Genomic DNA, 15898 nt, shown 5'->3' on the forward strand with positions numbered 1-15898 from the left:
AAAATAGGTCGTTTTTTCTTTTATTAAACAGTGTTTTACTTATGCATCACCTCTTCAGACTCGCAACCAAACAAACTCTTCTCCTTTATAAGCTTGGCCACACCTTCAGGTAACATTTCTTCCCAACCTTCTTTTCCTTCTGCTATCATCTTTAAGACAGTTCTTGAGAAAACAGTGAGGTTAGAGGTATCAAAATCGGTAATATCAACTACTTTTCCATTGTACTTAAAGAATTTGTAGAGTTCTTTCATACGTGGATGAACTTTTAGATTTTCGCTTGTAGTTAAGCTGCCATCTTCATTTTGCATAGGGTAAAGATATACGCGCAAATCTTTATAGAACAATTTACCGAATGCTTCTAAAATTCCACCACTTAAATGACGATAGTACTTTTCGTCAAAAATATCGACCAAATTATTCACTCCCATAGCTAATCCCATTCTGCTTCTGGTATACTGGGAGAAATATTCAACTAACTTGTAGTATTCCTGAAAATTGGATATCAAAACCGTTTGTCCTAAAGAGCACAGTAGTTTCGCACGATCCATAAAATCTTGTTCGTCTATTTCTCCTTCTGCTCTTAAATTTGATAAAGTGATTTCAAAAATGACTTGCGTTTTGTCCTTATCTACCTTATTCTCTTTGATAAACATTTCGTATGATTTCTCATACATATCCATATTTACTTTGGTAACAGGCCTAAAACTACCTCTTAAGGCAAGGATATTTTTTTTGTAAAGTACACGTGCCGGAAGTACATTATTGCCGTCTGGAGCAAACATTACAGCATCTGTCATACCATTTTTAACAAGTTGTAGACTCATTAAACGATTATCGACATCTTTATAGACAGGGCCCGAAAAGTTTATGGTATCGATTTCTAATTGATCTTTATCCAGATGGTCATATAAATAGCGAAGTAACTTGCGTGGTTGATTGTACTTGTAAAAAGCACCGTAGATCAGGTTTGTGCCTAATTTCCCAAGAGTTTCTTGCTGTAAACGCGCATCATTTTCTTTAAACCGAATATGAAGAATAATATCATTATAGTCTTGGTCTGGAGCCACTTGATATTTAATGCCTACCCAACCATGTCCTTTATACTTCTTTGCAAAATCTATAGTAGCAACAGTATTGGCATAAGAAAAGAATATCTTATTTGGATTATCGTCTCTTGGAATACGTTGCTCCATGAGATTTACCTCATGAGATAACATTTTACGTAACCTTGCTTCGGTAACATAACGTTTATCGTCTTCAATACCATAAATGGCATCACTAAAATGTTTATCATAAGCCGACATGGCTTTTGCTATAGTACCTGAAGCACCACCAGCTCGAAAAAAATGACGGACCGTTTCTTGGCCAGCACCTATTTCTGAAAATGTACCATAAATGTCTTTATTGAGATTAATACGTAGGGCTTTGTCTTTAAGGGAAGGAATATTTTCAAATTCCGAGTCGCCAGTATACGTTATTTCTTCCATAGATATTGGGATTGCATCATTTTAGCAAAGGTATCAATTTACTATTGCAAACAAAAAAATAAACTTATTTTTGTTTCAAACTAAGAGGCCTTTGAAAATTACATTTTTAGGGACAGGAACTTCACAGGGAATTCCAATAATTGGAAGCACACATCCTGTATGTTTAAGTGACAATCCAAAAGATAAACGCTTACGTGTATCTGTTCTTGTAGAATGGGATAACTTTACCTATGTTGTGGATTGTGGGCCAGATTTTAGGCAACAAATGCTCAATGCCAAAGTTAACAAAATCGATGGTGTTATTTTTACCCATGAACATGCGGATCATACCATGGGTTTGGACGATATTCGTCCATTTTTTTTTAGGCAAGGAGATATAGATTTATATGCGCACAAACGTGTTTTTAAAGCCTTGGAAAAACGATTCGATTATATTTTTACAACCCAACCAAAATACCCTGGTGTACCAAGTGTTACTAAGCATCTAATTAAGAACAAACCTTTTAAAGCTGGTAACATTGAAGTAATACCTGTCGATGGCCTGCATCACAAACTTCAGGTATTTGGATTTCGATTTAAAGATTTTGCATATTTAACAGATATGAAAACTGTACCAGATGAAGAAGTTGAAAAACTGGGTAATCTCGAAGTCCTTGTGGTTAATGCGCTTAGAGAAGAACCACACATGTCGCATTTTAATTTAGAAGAGGCTTTGGCATTCATTAACAAAGTAAAGCCAAAGCGTGCTTATTTAACACATATTAGTCATCATATGGGGTTTCATGATGATGTACAACAAAAACTGCCAGACAACGTTTTTTTGGCATACGATAACTTACAAATTACCATTTAAGATATGAAGAGTAGAGTTTTTATGTATTTGTTTATTTTTTCGGCATTACTGATTATTTTTCAATATGTCAATTCGAAGAGTATCATTGATAAATACGAAAAAGATATTGCTAGCTATAAAACCACTATGGCCGAACAAGAAAAAACTATAGCCACTCTAGAAGAGCAGAATTTTGAACTCAACTACTTTAATATAGATCGTAATGATAATGCCTTAGACTATTTCATTACACAAGGTTATAATGCAGATAAGCTCATTGCAGCAATTACCGAAGGGCTTTATAACATGAATAATTACGAAGGTGAAGAGCATCCAATTGTACCTTTTGTATCGATGACTGATTCTAAGTTGTTAATCAATAAAATACGAATTTTAAATCATAGATGGATTGTTGCCAACTTTACTGACGGCCAGCATTGGGGAGAAATTTTTGTGACTTACGAAATTGATGAGGAAAATAACTTAAAGTATAAACTGGTGGAATACTTTATGTATCCAAAATTCGATTAGATGTATTGGTTTAACCAAGCCTTAAAATCATAAAAGTTCTGTGGAGCTACGCCATGACCCACTGGATATTCCTTGTATATGTAATTAACCTTCAAAGCCTCTAAAAATCCGGGAGTTTTTCTGGCCCAATCTACAGGTATAACTTGGTCAACAGATCCATGGGAGCAAAAAAAGTTTAAATGAGAAACATCTTTGTCTTTAATCGTATCGGGTAAGATATCTTCATTAATATAGCCGCTTAAAGCTACAACATTTTTTACCTTTTGAGGGTAGGTAAGTGCTACGGCATAACTTAAAATAGTGCCTTGACTAAAGCCTAGAAGTGTAACATTCTCAGAATTTAGAGGATAAGCTTTACAAGCATAATCAATAAATTTTGAGATTAGACCTACAGATTTTTTGGCTTGTTCATTATCACTCCATTTGCCTTGCACAGCATCAAAATTTATGGAGTACCATGCATTTCCAAAGGGTTGCATAGGATATGGTGCTCTTAAGGAGATGATGAATAGTTCTTCGGGCAATTCTGAAGCAAAAGCGAATAAATCATTTTCATCACTGCCGTAGCCATGACACATTATGAGTAATGGAGCATTTTCTTTTAGTGACGAAGGTCTTTTAATATAATGCAAATCTACCATGCTTACTGTCCAATATTTTTAAATATATTCTGAAAAACATCCCCTAGCAATGGGATTTTGTTCACTTTACCAGTAACGGCACCAAAAATACCATAGAGATATAATATCGAGAAAAACAACCAAAAAGCCATACTTATATTGATACTGTTAAAACTACTCACAACAAAGGCTATCATTATATATAACAGGCCCAGGCCAAGGGCTTGTCTTGTATGAAAAGACGTAAAAGGGTTCTTTTTATCCTGATTCATAAAAAAAGCAATTAAAGTGCCGAATAGCGTTAAATAAGCAACAACAGCTAAAGTTTTGCCTTCGTCGATTGTATTTTGATTCATTATTTTAAAACAATTTTATTATTGGCAATAACCCCATAAGTTCTGCCTTTTAATTTCATGCCCAAGAAGGCACTGTTTTTAGATCGCGACGTTATATCTGCTTTACTGAATTGGTATTCCCCATTTGGATCAAACAAGCTTAAATCAGCAACTTCACCAACATTTATTGATGCTTCCGCGATACCAAACCTTGACTTTCCTTGGTTTAGAACACTTACAGTTTTCTTGGTGGTAAATATGGTTTGAAGCGCTCCAAAAGCAGATTCTAAGCCTATGGTGCCATATTTAGCGTAATCGAACTCTATTTTTTTGTCCTCTATGTCTATTGGGTTATGGTCTGTGGTGACCATGTCTATAGTACCATCTTTTAATCCTTCGATTAAGGCGTCACAATCCTTTTGTGTTCGTAAAGGAGGTAATACTTTATATCTGGTATCAAAACCGTCGAGAGCATCATCTGTTATCATTAGGTTGTGAATAGCAACACTACATGTAACATCTAACTTCTTGGCTTTTGCTGCTCTTATTAATTCTACAGACTTAGCTGTTGATATTGTTGGAATATGAAGTTTACCTTCGGTGTATTCTAACAAAAATAGATCTCTGGCAATTTGAAGCTCTTCAGCTAAAGCCGGATTTCCCTTTAAGCCTAATTGTGTACTATTAATATGCTCATTGGCAACACCATGACCTGAGATTTTAGATTCTTGGGGAAATGAGCACACCAAACCACCAAAATTACTGGCATATTGTAGCGCAATCTTCATTAAATTTGGATTTCCAATCGGTTTCTGGTAATCGTAAAACGCTATTGCGCCAGCGTTTTTCATATCGTAAAGCTCTGCTAAATCCTTACCGTTACTGGCTTTGGTCAATGCGCCAAGAGGATAAAGGCTTGTGGCCTTATCTTGAGCTTTAGACTTTACAAACGTTATATCTGCATAACTATCAATTGCGGGATTAGAATTGGCATTTAGCGCTACAGCTGTAAAACCAGATTGTGCTGCAGTTTTTAAACCATTGGCAATAGTTTCGCGTTCTTCATAACCAGGTTCACCAAAAGACACGCTACTATCAAACCAACCCTGAGATACATGGAGGTTATCTAGTGTTATCTCTTTGTAATTGTTGGGATTGGAAATACGTTTAGAAATCTTAGCAATACGACCTTTTTCAATTAAAATATCAACCGTTTCGTTGTGAAAATCACTTTTAGAATCAACGATAGTGGCAGATTTTATGAGTGCGTTCATTTAAGATATTTTAGTAGAAGTATTTCTATAATTAAAAATACTAGCGCAAAAATAACAAACCATTTCCATAACGCGTTAATAGTTGCGTTACTTTTTATAGCGTTTATTGTAGTGACTAGACTTTCGCTCACTGTATTGTTAACTGTGTCTTTTAAATTGTAGTAATCTAAATTACTTTCACTGCGATTATAATTAAAGCTTAAGTTTTGCAATACTTCAGACTTGTCTTTAACACTTAAAATTCCTGCTGTATTCGGATAATCTTCAGTTTCCAGTACAACAGATTTACTATATGTTTTTTGAAGCGGAATTACCGAAATTTCATCAGAGCTCAAAGTTAATATGTCATCCTGCCCCAAAAGCGCATTGATAGCAATAGTATTGGGCTGTCCAATAGTATAATAAAGCTGTGATAATTTTAAACTTTGTTTTCCAATATTATACAATATAGGCACTATTAATGGAGAATTCTTGAAATTTGAATTCCGTTGATTTAAAGCCGAGGCAAACACAAAAGCGTTTGAGTTTCCTACGAGAAAAGGTGTACCGTCTTCATAAGATAAAACAGCATTATTATTAGAAGTGAAACGATAAGATGTTTCTACTTTTGGATATTGAAAATTGGTCACTTTAGAATAAAATGCATTTTTCAAAAGTGGGTGATTATAATTAATGGATGTGATCCTCTTTGGGCTAGTGTTAACAGTATTAAAATTAGAAATATTTGATTTATTAAGTAATTGATTATAAGAATTTAATGATATGTTATTTGATGGAATAATTAAAATATGACCATCATCAAGAATAAATGTTTGAAGTGCGATTATTAATGCGTTTGAAATCGTCTCTAACTCATTTAGAACAATTAGGTTTTGATCTGGAATTAAATTAAAATTCAATGTGTTTAAATTGAAACTTTTATAATCAAATTCGTCATTGGTATAGATACGTTTTAAGAACGAATCGTCCGCAGTTTCATTAATGACTAAAACCTTGGTCTTTGGCTTTGAATTAATGTTAAAATAAAACGTATTGTCGTATTGCAAACCTGCATCTTCCAATACGATTCTTCCATTTATAACGGTATTGTTTGCAATTGTAAATGTTGTTTCAGCTTCATCTTCAATATCCACAGCACTTTTAGTCAGCAAAGTATCATTGTTAAATAAAGAGATGGTCACATTCTCTAATGTTTCACCTTGATTAGATAATAATACCTTTAAATTTAGAGACTCAGCAGTAGCATTTTCAATATAAACACTATCAATGCTCACATTGGCAGCTAAAGACGATTTTGGCTGCACCAGTTTTAACTGAACCGTACTATCGGCTTCAAAGGTGATTGAATTATTTTTTTGCTGAAAATCGGAAACTAAAACCAAATTCTTTGTTGCTGTATTGTTTTTAGAGAATAATTGTTTTCCCTTTAAATATAGAGCGTCATAATTGAGCTGAGTAGGTGAATACTCTAACTGAATTAAATCATTTTTAAGTGCTTTAACCGTTGTGTTTTTAAAAGTTTGATTGTTAGTAAAGAGGCTTATCTGCTCATCCTCGGGCAAGGTGTTAATGACATCTTGTATTGCTTCGTTCAAAAGTGTGCCATTCTTACCTTTGGCCTGCATACTATAAGAGTTGTCTAAATAAATAACCGTTTCTTGAGCTTCGTTAAAATCTTCAGTATTTGGAATATAGGGCTGGGCAAAAGCAATGATAGCAAATGCTAAAAGTAACATTCGTGATAAAAGTGTTAACCATTTTTTTAGTTGTGAGCTTTTGCGAGTTTGCAGTTTTACTGTTTTTAGAAACTTTACATTGGTAAACTCAACTTTCTGAAAACGACGTAATTGAAACAAATGAATAAGAATAGGAATGACCAGTAAAAATAAGGCGTAAAGTAATTCTGGGTGTTTAAACTGCATTCGTTATTTTTGATAACCCTAGAGGTTTTATACAGTACTTGATTCAGTATCTAACCTGACAGGTCTTAAAGTCCAAATATAGAAAATACAAAACGATAACGGTATTTAGCTTTTGAGAAATTTAACAGAAAAAGAAATAATCTTGCATTGATAGCATTTTCTGTTGCTCAAAGTAGAGTCGTATGTCTTTTTGCGCATCCGCATTGGCAACAGTGACAATACTCTGCGGACGATTAAGCTTTGCTAAATAATTAAAGTTAAAAAGTTTCTTTCCATAAATATATTTTCCAATTTTCTTTTTGTTATCGCAAATCCAGTGGAATGGTATTCCTTTTTCAATTAATAATTTCGCAACGGTTTTGCCTTTATTGCCAGCGCCCCAAATAGTTAAAGGTCTATTGCTATCATGATCGAGCTCTAAAAAGTAATGCACCTTAATGTCTAAAAAGTAATTAATCGCGTAATGCTCGTGGGTTCTAGAAGTGCGTGTGCTATAATCACGCCAATGAAGTAGGACTTTATCACATGGAATACAAGTGTAACCAGCTTTATAAAACCTGAAAGCGAGGTCATAATCCTCAGGGTAACGATTGGGATTAAAACCCTCACAAGCTTCAAAATCATTACGATGCAACATCCAACACGGAGAAGGAATAACACATTCTTTGTAGATTTCAGAGTAATTGCTACCTGTTTTGGTTAGCTTATTTATCCAAGTTTCATAGCGTGCGTAACCATCACTAACCCCATCGGCTCTAAAATATTTCACCTGCCCAATTGCTAAATGGTTTTTACCATGTTTTAACAAGCTATCCATCATAACTTCAAGACGATTAGAAGTCATAATATCATCGCTATCCATTCTCGTAATATAAGTGCCTTTAGACTTAGAATATGCTGTCTGTAATGCCGGAATGATATCACTTCCCTTATTTTTAAAAAGTTTTATCCTGTTGTCTTTACCAGAAAAGTTTTCAACAATACTGTACGACAGATCTTCTGAATTGTCATCAATAAAAATAGCTTCCCAATTGGTATAGCTTTGATCTATAATTGATGTTATACATTTAGAAATAAAGGTTTCGGTATTCTTAAAAGGAATCAATATGCTAACAAGAGCTTGTGACATGGTGCGAATTTAACAAAACCTTTAGATTTAAAGCAGTAACAGATTGTAGATTTGTGCGTCAAAGTAAAAACTAAAATATTAAATATGAAGAATTCCCTAGCCATTCTTGGCCTAAGTTTAATATTGGTTAGCTGTGGTTCGGCTAAACCAAAAGCTGATGATTTAGCAGTAAATAATCCTATTGAAACTGCGTTGGATTTAACATCCGTGGTGGATGATAAAGTACCTGTTACGATTAACCCTGGTCGTTTTACTACAGAAACCGTAACATACAGATTGCCAAGAGTAGTACAGGGCACATACTCGGTAAGTGATTTTGGAAAATATATTGACGATATGAAAGCCCTTGATTATGATGGTAAAGAGCTTAAAGTAACCAAAGTAGACACCAATACTTGGACTATTTCTGATGCAACCAAATTAGATAAGTTAATGTATTATGTGAATGATACGTTTGATATTGAATCTACAGGAGGTATAGGAGGTGAGAATCCATTTTCTCCAGCTGGTACAAATATCGAAGAAGACAATTATGTGTTAAATCTTCATGGATTTATAGGGTATTTCGATTCTTTAAAAAATAATCAATATGCATTAGACGTAACTGCACCTGCAACTTTTGTTAGAACTTCTGCTTTAGAAGACAAAGGCATGAAATCTAGTGCAGATGGCAAATCTATAACCAGTAGTTATTTTGCTCAACGTTATTTTGATATTACTGATAATCCAATGATGTATGGAAAGTTAGACGTAGAAGAGTTTATGGTTGGTGATATAAAGATTGTATTGAGTGTTTATTCTCCAAACAAAGTTCATACTGCAGCAAGTCAGAAAGAGACAGTTTATAAAATGATGCAAGCTCAGAAAGCGTATTTGGGAGATATTAATAGTACGGCACGTTACGATATTTACCTGTATTTATCAGATGGCAGCGAAACAGCACCAAAAGGAATGGGAGCTTTAGAGCATCATACATCTACAGTAGTAGTTTTACCAGAATCCTCAAGTAAAGAAGGTTTGGCAAGCTCTATTATCGATGTAGTGGCACATGAATTTTTTCATATTGTAACACCATTATCGGTACATTCTGAAGACGTACATTATTTTGATTACAACAAACCAACATTCTCTAAACATTTATGGATGTACGAAGGCGTAACGGAATATTTTGCGCAGCACTTCCAAGTATATGAAGGTCTTGTAGAACCAGATGCATTTTATAATACAATTATGTCCAAGATAGCAACGTCTAAAAATTTAGATGATGCTATGAGCTTTACTATAATGAGTGAAAATGTATTAGAAGAGCCTTACGCATCTAACTACTACAATGTATACATGAAAGGGGCTTTAATTGGCATGTGCATAGATATTTTAATGCGTGAAGAGAGCAACGGAAACAGAAGTATGTTATCATTAATGAAAGAACTTTCTGCAAAATACGGGAAAGAAAAGCCATTTGTGGATGACAATATCATTACTGAAATTACAGAAATGACCTATCCAAGTGTCGGTGAGTTCTTAAGAACACATGTAGAAGGAGATGTACCAATTAATTATAATGACTTTTTTGCCAAAGTGGGCTTGACTTTAGGCGAATCTGAAGTCCCGACAAATTATATTTTTGCAGGAGGACAAAACATTATTTTTGATGGAGACCAAGAAAAAGGAACGATTTTCTTTTCGCCAATGGCATTAAAGAATTCGTTTTGGGCCTCTCAAGGTGTACAGGCTGGTGACGTTATCAAAAAAATCAACGGACAGGATTTAACATTACAGAATGCACAGCAATTGATTGGTGGTATGTTTGGATGGCAAGAAGGTCAAGTATTTAGTGTAGACTTAGAACGTGATGGCCAACCTATAGCACTTAAAGGTAAATTAACTAAAGCTGTGGCTAAAAGTGAAACCTTAATTGAGGATAAAAATGCAACCGAAGCGCAAAAATCCTTAAGATCAGCTTGGCTAAAAGGATAAACTATGTCATTCAGAGCATAGTGAAGGATCTCATTCTTATATAAAAAGGCTTTCAAAAAGAAAGCCTTTTTATATTCTAGAAATTATAATGACTACCAAAACAACAAATGCAATTCCGATTATAGTATTTAAGCAACCGTTTGCTCCATCGTGGCGTAATATGTCTTCTTCAGAACTATAAATATATTCTCTGAAAGAATGTTTTGGCGTATTGAAAATTAACTTCCATGTAGTCGCAAAAAACCATCTAATGGAGCCACCTATAAAGTTTAAGATGGTAAAAACAATCATTCCACCTATAATCTCTCCCATGGACTAATACTTAGCGGACTTACCTTTTGGTAATGAGTTTTCAATAAATTCCCTTAAATCATCATTAGCTTTGATTAAATCTTCATTTCGTAAATACATCATGTGACCACTTCTATAACCTTTAAAGGAAAAACGGTCTTTCATTTTTCCACTGGGGTCGATTTGCCATTGTGAGTATTTTGCAGAGAAGTAGGTTGTAGCACCATCGTAATAACCCGATTGTGTCAAGACTTTCAAGTACGGATTCTGGGCCATAGCTTGTCGTAGGTTTTTGCGTGTATTATCATTCGTTCTATCCCAATTACCCACATTGCCAAAAACATTGTATTTTACATCGGTCTTAAAGCCTAATTCATTCTGAATGTAATAATTAATAGCTGGTGTAAAACTATGTAGCCAAGACGTTAGTTCTGCACTGTAATCTGGGCTTGAACCCGTTTCAACTTTATCTAAGCCAATATATCTTGAGTCTAATCTTCCAATAGTTTCACCTGTCTTATTTCTTAATAATTCTTTCCAAAAGAAACGATTCGGAACATCTAAATTCATTTGAAGAATCACCTTTTTGGACAACCCAGAATAGTAGCTCATTTGCCCTGCTATGAATTGTTTTTCAGTATCAGAAATAAAACCACCTTTAGCAATTGCTGGCATGAGTTTATTGATTGCAAAATCTTCTGCTTCTGGCAAAATTTCTAATAAATCCTTATTCTGAAGCTTTGGTGGCAAAGCTTTGTGATACCAAGCAGCGGCGGTATAATATGGTAAGTTTAAACTCGATGATAGCGGGCCGCCAACACGCAATACTTTGTAGTCTGCTGGCGAAACCAAAATTACCCCATTAAGATACATCCATTGACTGTTCTGAAGCTCTAGTGACAATCCCATTACTCGCGTGCCACCATAACTCTCTCCAATGATATATTTTGGTGACTCCCAACGGTTGTGGCGCGTCGTAAAAGTGTTCATCCAACCAGCTAAATATTTTATATCTGCATTCACGCCAAAAAACAGTTTATCATCTGGCATCTTACCATCTTTGTTGGCAATTTTTCGGGAATAGCCTGTGTTTACAGGGTTAATAAATACAATATCTGCAACGTCTAAAATGGAATTCGGATTGTCTTTTATGCCATAAGGTTGTACAGGATAACCTTCTTCATCGATTTTAAGAACTTTTGGACCTGTATAAGCAATATGCATCCAGACCGAAGCAGAACCTGGTCCGCCATTAAACGAATAAATGATTGGGCGTTGATTACCCTTAGTATCGTTAGTCCGTTTATAATACGTGTAATACAACGAGGCTATCATTTTTCCTTCTGCATCCCAAACCGGTTGAAAACCAGTTTCCGCTTTATAGTTGATTTGTTTTCCTTTTATGGTCACTGAACCTGTTGTAACATAAGCCGTGTCAACAGGAATTTTTAAATCTTGTGAAAAGCTAAAAATGAATGTTAGTAAGAATAAGAGTGTAATTTGAAGTTTCATAAATTAAATTTTATAGTATAGTGCTGCAATAAGCGCAGTCTAAGTGCGATGACTGGTAACTTAGTTTAAGATTTTAAAGATAAGCAACCAAAACTAAAATCCTTCAAAAATGCCTAACCCAAATAAAGCAAAATCATATTTTACAGGATCGTTTATATCTAGTTGGCGTAAGTTTTTGTCTAGTTCTGCTAAGGCTTTACCATCGTTCTGTTTACGTTTTAAGAGTCCTAATTTACGGGCTACGTTGCCAGAATGTACATCTAGTGGACAACTGAGTTGGGCGGGAGAGAGGCTTTTCCAAATACCAAAGTCAACACCAGCATTATCGTGGCGTACCATCCAACGCAAATACATATTAATACGTTTGGCTGCTGAGTTTTTTAAGGGGTCACTCACATGCTTTTTTGTACGTTCTAAATGTGGAACTTCAAAAAATACTTTTTTAAACTCATGGATGCTTTTTTGTAATGAATTGTGTTCTACGTATTTTGCAAAAACGGCTTCTAATCCACCATGAATATTATATACATGTTGCAAGCTCTTTATAAATTGTGTAAAGTCGTTGCCATTAAACGTACGGTGTACAAAGGCTTGTAAAGTCTCTAAATCTGAATCTTTGTGCTGCATAACAAACTCAAAAGGGGAGTGGTCCAATAACTCCATCATTCTATGGGCATTTTTAATAATGCTTTTACGATTTCCCCAAGCTATGGTTGCTGTTAAAAATCCTGCAATTTCAATATCCTCTTTTTTTGAGAATTGATGAGGAACTTGTATTGGGTCACTCTCAATAAACTTTGGGTTATTGTAAAGATGGACTTTTTCGTCTAGGAAGATTTTGAGTTCTGAATGTTTAAGTTTCAAAGGCAAAATGTAATTTACACAAAATAAACCAACCTACTTGACCGCAATCATACTAATCTCAACATTTACAAACTTAGGTAAGTTGGCGACTTCAACGGTTTCTCTGGCTGGCGCTGTAGCTTCATCAAAGTACTGAGCGTAAACAGCATTAATCTTTGAAAAATTATTCATGTCGCTAATAAAAATAGAGGTTTTAATCACATTGTCAAAGGTCATGTCTGCAGCTGCCAAGACCGCTTTCATGTTTTCCATAACTTGTTTGGTTTCTACTTCGATAGTATCCATAACCAGTTCCATTGTTTCAGGATGTAAAGCAATTTGTCCTGAGGTGTAAAGTGTGTTTCTGGTTAATACTGCTTGATTGTATGGACCGATTGGTGCTGGTGCTTTTGCTGTATTTATTATTTTTTTCATTTTGAGTTGGATATTACACCAAATTTAAGAGAATTATTTCAAAAGTGTGGTGAACTACAGTTTATAAAAAAACCCAATGCAAATGCACTGGGTCTAAATATTTAATGTTCAAAAGAAATTAATTTTCCGCAGAAAGATTTTTCATTTCCTCTTCAATCATTTCATAAAACTCATCGATTTTTGGAAGTACAATAATGCGTGTGCGTCTATTTTTGGCCTTGTTCGCTGCAGTATCGTTTTCAACCAAAGGTACATGATAACTACGACCAGCTGCAATTAACTTTTGAGGGTTTACATCTAAACTTTCCAAAACACGTACTACAGATGTGGCACGTTTTACGCTCAAATCCCAATTATCAAGTAATGGTGGTTTGTTGTAAGGTACATTGTCAGTGTGAGATTCTACCATGGCTTCAAAATTAGGCTTACCATTGATAACAGTGGCAACCTTACCCAATACTTCTTTAGCTCTATCGGTAACGTTGTAACTTCCACTTTTAAATAATAACTTATCAGCAATAGAAATAAAAACAACGCCTTTTTCTACGTTAACTTCAATATCTGGATCGTTAATACCAACTTCTTTCTTTAAGCTAGAAACCAAAGCAAGTGTAACACTATCTTTTTTGCTTAAGGCATCTTGTAAACGTGAAATTTTTAAATCCTTTTCTTTTAAACTCTCTAAAGATTTTTCGAGATTATCAGCACCTTTTTGTGTTAAGGTTGTTAGATTACCCTTAGTATCAATCAAATCTTGATTGGCTTTACGCAAATCTGCCAATTGATCTTTCATGGTTTCTACTCTGGCATTCGCCGCAGAAGCATCTGAAAGGCACTTGTTAAGTTTTACGGTGGCACTATTTAATAAGTCTTGAGTTTCTTGTTGTCTAGCTTCAAGTGCTGCATACTCTTTCTTCGACACACACGATGCCAGTAATAGCATAGCGCAAACGCTTAATAACATTAGTTTTTTCATAATTTGAATGGAATTTTTTAGTTGCTAATTATAACAATTCAAAATTATAGAAAAGATAAGGTGTGTGTACATGGATTAACAAAACTTTTAACAGTTTTATAAACAAAGCATACTGGTCGAAAATTAATTTAAGTATTTTGAAATATGAATAACTTCTCGTTCAAAGAAAATTTAACCAATAGAATTAAAATGTCTTGTTCTTTTTTACAAAGTAAGACCATACTATAGAATTGATTTTATAATAATTTGGGCGTTTGGAAAGTTGCTTTCTTTGCCTTAAAATAGTCCCCAATTTTTTATAAAAGGACAAGTGCGCTCTAAGTATCGCAAGAAAGTAATGTGGTTTTAGTTGCATCAAAAACCGGAATGCTGCAACACCATCGAGTTTCATCCTAATTACAGTTCTAATAAAAACATTTTTATCCGTGTTTTTTACCAATGTGAATAAGCTATTTCTAAAATTGAGATATGCTTTTTTTGGATTTGTATCATTTAATGTGGCACCACCAAGGTGATAAACGGTTGAAGTTCCGACATATTTAGCTTGATGATTACTATTGAATGCACGCCAACACAAATCAATTTCTTCCATATGTGCAAAATAGCTTTCATCAAAACCGTTGAGCGTTTTAAAAACAGAATTTCTAATAAAAAAACATGCACCCGAAGCCCAGAAAATAGTCTTAATATCGTTGTACTGACCGTTATCTTTTTCAATCGTATCAAAAATGCGACCGCGACAAAAGGGATAACCATACTTGTCTATAAATCCACCAGCTGCACCAGCATATTCAAAAAGCGATTTATTTTTATAGTCTAAAATCTTGGGCTGAATTATAGCTGTATCACTATCAGAATTAAATACTTCAACTATGGGCTGTAACCAATTCGGAGTAACTTCTACATCACTATTGAGCAAACAGAGTAGAGGTTCTTCAACTATTTTTAATGCATCATTATAGCCTTTGGCATAACCACCATTCTCAGTATTCTGAATTAATTTCACTGTCGAAAAGTGCTCAGTAACAAAAGCAACGGAATTGTCCGTAGATGCATTATCAGCTACATAGATTTTGGCATCATTTGAATGTTTAATTACTAATGGCAAAAACTGCTCTAGCAGATCTTTACCATTCCAATTTAAAATAACAACAGCTATGTCCTTGGTTTGTAACATTTATGGTTTAGTGTAATTCGGAATATCTTTTAAAAACGAATAGCATTCATTCTCAGTATCCATTTGGCAATAATAATGATTTAAACCATTGGTTACCATTAAGTAATTAGCTTTTAATGCTAAATTATAGCGTGCAATCTGATCAAAGGTGTCTTGATTTATGTTTATCGAATAGGATTTGCACTCAACTATTAAGTGAATGCTACCATCAGAATTAAAAACAACAATATCATATCGCTTTTTTAACCCATTAATGGTCAGTTCTTTCTCAACGTTAATTAGGGATTTAGGATACTTTTTTTCATTGATAAGATAATGCATACAATGTTGACGCACCCATTCTTCGGGTTGAAGAATGATGAATTTTTTCCGAATAACATCAAAAATAGAAACTTTATTTTCTGTACTTTTGAAACGGTATTCAAACTTTGGAAAGTTGAGTTCTTGCACTGCACAAAATTAAAATTATAATGTCATTTCGAGTAATTTTCGTGGAAAATTTTATCGAGAAGTTCTCGATACTCTGACCAAGGTTAAAGCTCTAACTGACTTACAAA

General features: G+C 34.4%; 16 protein-coding genes. 3 read left to right on the top strand and 13 right to left on the bottom strand.

Annotated features, from left to right (window positions below; genetic code table 11):
- Positions 1–35 precede the first annotated feature (35 nt).
- A complete protein-coding gene (locus KCG49_RS02560; protein WP_218544621.1) occupies positions 36–1487 on the bottom strand; it encodes a TonB-dependent receptor in 1452 nt (483 codons plus the stop codon).
- A gap of 91 nt (positions 1488–1578) precedes the next feature.
- On the opposite strand from KCG49_RS02560, the gene KCG49_RS02565 reads away from it, so the two are divergent.
- Entirely contained in the window at positions 1579–2340 is a 762-nt protein-coding gene (locus KCG49_RS02565; protein WP_218544622.1) for an MBL fold metallo-hydrolase, read from the top strand.
- Between the two features lie 3 nt (positions 2341–2343).
- The gene (locus tag KCG49_RS02570) at positions 2344–2850 is read left to right on the top strand and encodes a hydrolase (RefSeq protein WP_256259837.1); all 507 of its coding nucleotides are present in this window, start codon (positions 2344–2346) and stop codon (positions 2848–2850) included.
- Here KCG49_RS02570 and KCG49_RS02575 read toward each other — a convergent pair.
- From KCG49_RS02575 to KCG49_RS02595, 5 genes are all read right to left on the bottom strand, one after another.
- Positions 2847–3491, bottom strand: coding sequence for an alpha/beta hydrolase (locus KCG49_RS02575; protein WP_218544623.1), 645 nt, complete (start codon positions 3489–3491; stop codon positions 2847–2849). The two genes, KCG49_RS02570 and KCG49_RS02575, sit on opposite strands and share 4 nt — an antisense overlap.
- Positions 3492–3493: 2 nt before the next feature.
- Positions 3494–3826 (bottom strand): magnetosome magnetite crystal formation protein family, encoded by a 333-nt coding sequence (locus KCG49_RS02580; protein ID WP_218544624.1) that lies wholly within the window; start codon positions 3824–3826, stop codon positions 3494–3496.
- Complete coding sequence (locus KCG49_RS02585; RefSeq protein WP_218544625.1) at positions 3826–5079, bottom strand: dihydroorotase; 1254 nt, start codon at positions 5077–5079, stop codon at positions 3826–3828. The genes KCG49_RS02580 and KCG49_RS02585 overlap by 1 nt, the downstream gene beginning before the upstream one ends.
- Positions 5076–7001, bottom strand: a complete 1926-nt coding sequence (locus tag KCG49_RS02590) for a BatA domain-containing protein (protein WP_218544626.1) — start codon at positions 6999–7001, stop codon at positions 5076–5078. The genes KCG49_RS02585 and KCG49_RS02590 overlap by 4 nt, the downstream gene beginning before the upstream one ends.
- A gap of 121 nt (positions 7002–7122) precedes the next feature.
- Positions 7123–8130, bottom strand: coding sequence for a glycosyltransferase family 2 protein (locus tag KCG49_RS02595; RefSeq protein ID WP_218544627.1), 1008 nt, complete (start codon positions 8128–8130; stop codon positions 7123–7125).
- 84 nt (positions 8131–8214) lie between these two features.
- Here KCG49_RS02595 and KCG49_RS02600 point away from each other — a divergent pair, with 84 nt between their 5' ends.
- Positions 8215–10107, top strand: coding sequence for a M61 family metallopeptidase (locus KCG49_RS02600; RefSeq protein WP_218544628.1), 1893 nt, complete (start codon positions 8215–8217; stop codon positions 10105–10107).
- Positions 10108–10176: 69 nt separating this feature from the next.
- On the opposite strand, the gene KCG49_RS02605 is transcribed toward KCG49_RS02600, so the two are convergent.
- The 7 genes from KCG49_RS02605 to KCG49_RS02635 all read right to left on the bottom strand — a co-directional run bounded on the left by KCG49_RS02605 (position 10177) and on the right by KCG49_RS02635 (position 15791).
- Complete coding sequence (locus KCG49_RS02605; protein ID WP_218544629.1) at positions 10177–10419, bottom strand: hypothetical protein; 243 nt, start codon at positions 10417–10419, stop codon at positions 10177–10179.
- Positions 10420–10422: 3 nt separating this feature from the next.
- Positions 10423–11910, bottom strand: coding sequence for a S10 family peptidase (locus KCG49_RS02610; protein ID WP_218544630.1), 1488 nt, complete (start codon positions 11908–11910; stop codon positions 10423–10425).
- A 93-nt stretch (positions 11911–12003) separates the two neighbouring features.
- A complete protein-coding gene (locus KCG49_RS02615) occupies positions 12004–12780 on the bottom strand; it encodes a TIGR02757 family protein (protein WP_218544631.1) in 777 nt (258 codons plus the stop codon).
- Between the two features lie 27 nt (positions 12781–12807).
- Positions 12808–13188, bottom strand: coding sequence for a Rid family detoxifying hydrolase (locus KCG49_RS02620; RefSeq protein WP_218544632.1), 381 nt, complete (start codon positions 13186–13188; stop codon positions 12808–12810).
- 118 nt (positions 13189–13306) lie between these two features.
- A complete protein-coding gene (locus KCG49_RS02625; protein ID WP_218544633.1) occupies positions 13307–14164 on the bottom strand; it encodes an OmpA/MotB family protein in 858 nt (285 codons plus the stop codon).
- Between the two features lie 184 nt (positions 14165–14348).
- Positions 14349–15341: a glycosyltransferase family 2 protein gene (locus KCG49_RS02630; RefSeq protein WP_218544634.1), complete on the bottom strand. Its 993-nt coding sequence runs from the start codon at positions 15339–15341 to the stop codon at positions 14349–14351.
- The gene (locus KCG49_RS02635; RefSeq protein ID WP_218544635.1) at positions 15342–15791 is read right to left on the bottom strand and encodes a type I restriction enzyme HsdR N-terminal domain-containing protein; all 450 of its coding nucleotides are present in this window, start codon (positions 15789–15791) and stop codon (positions 15342–15344) included.
- Between the last annotated feature and the right edge of the window lie 107 nt (positions 15792–15898).

Origin of the sequence: Winogradskyella luteola, assembly GCF_019203985.1 — a bacterium.
Lineage (GTDB): Bacteria > Bacteroidota > Bacteroidia > Flavobacteriales > Flavobacteriaceae > Winogradskyella > Winogradskyella luteola.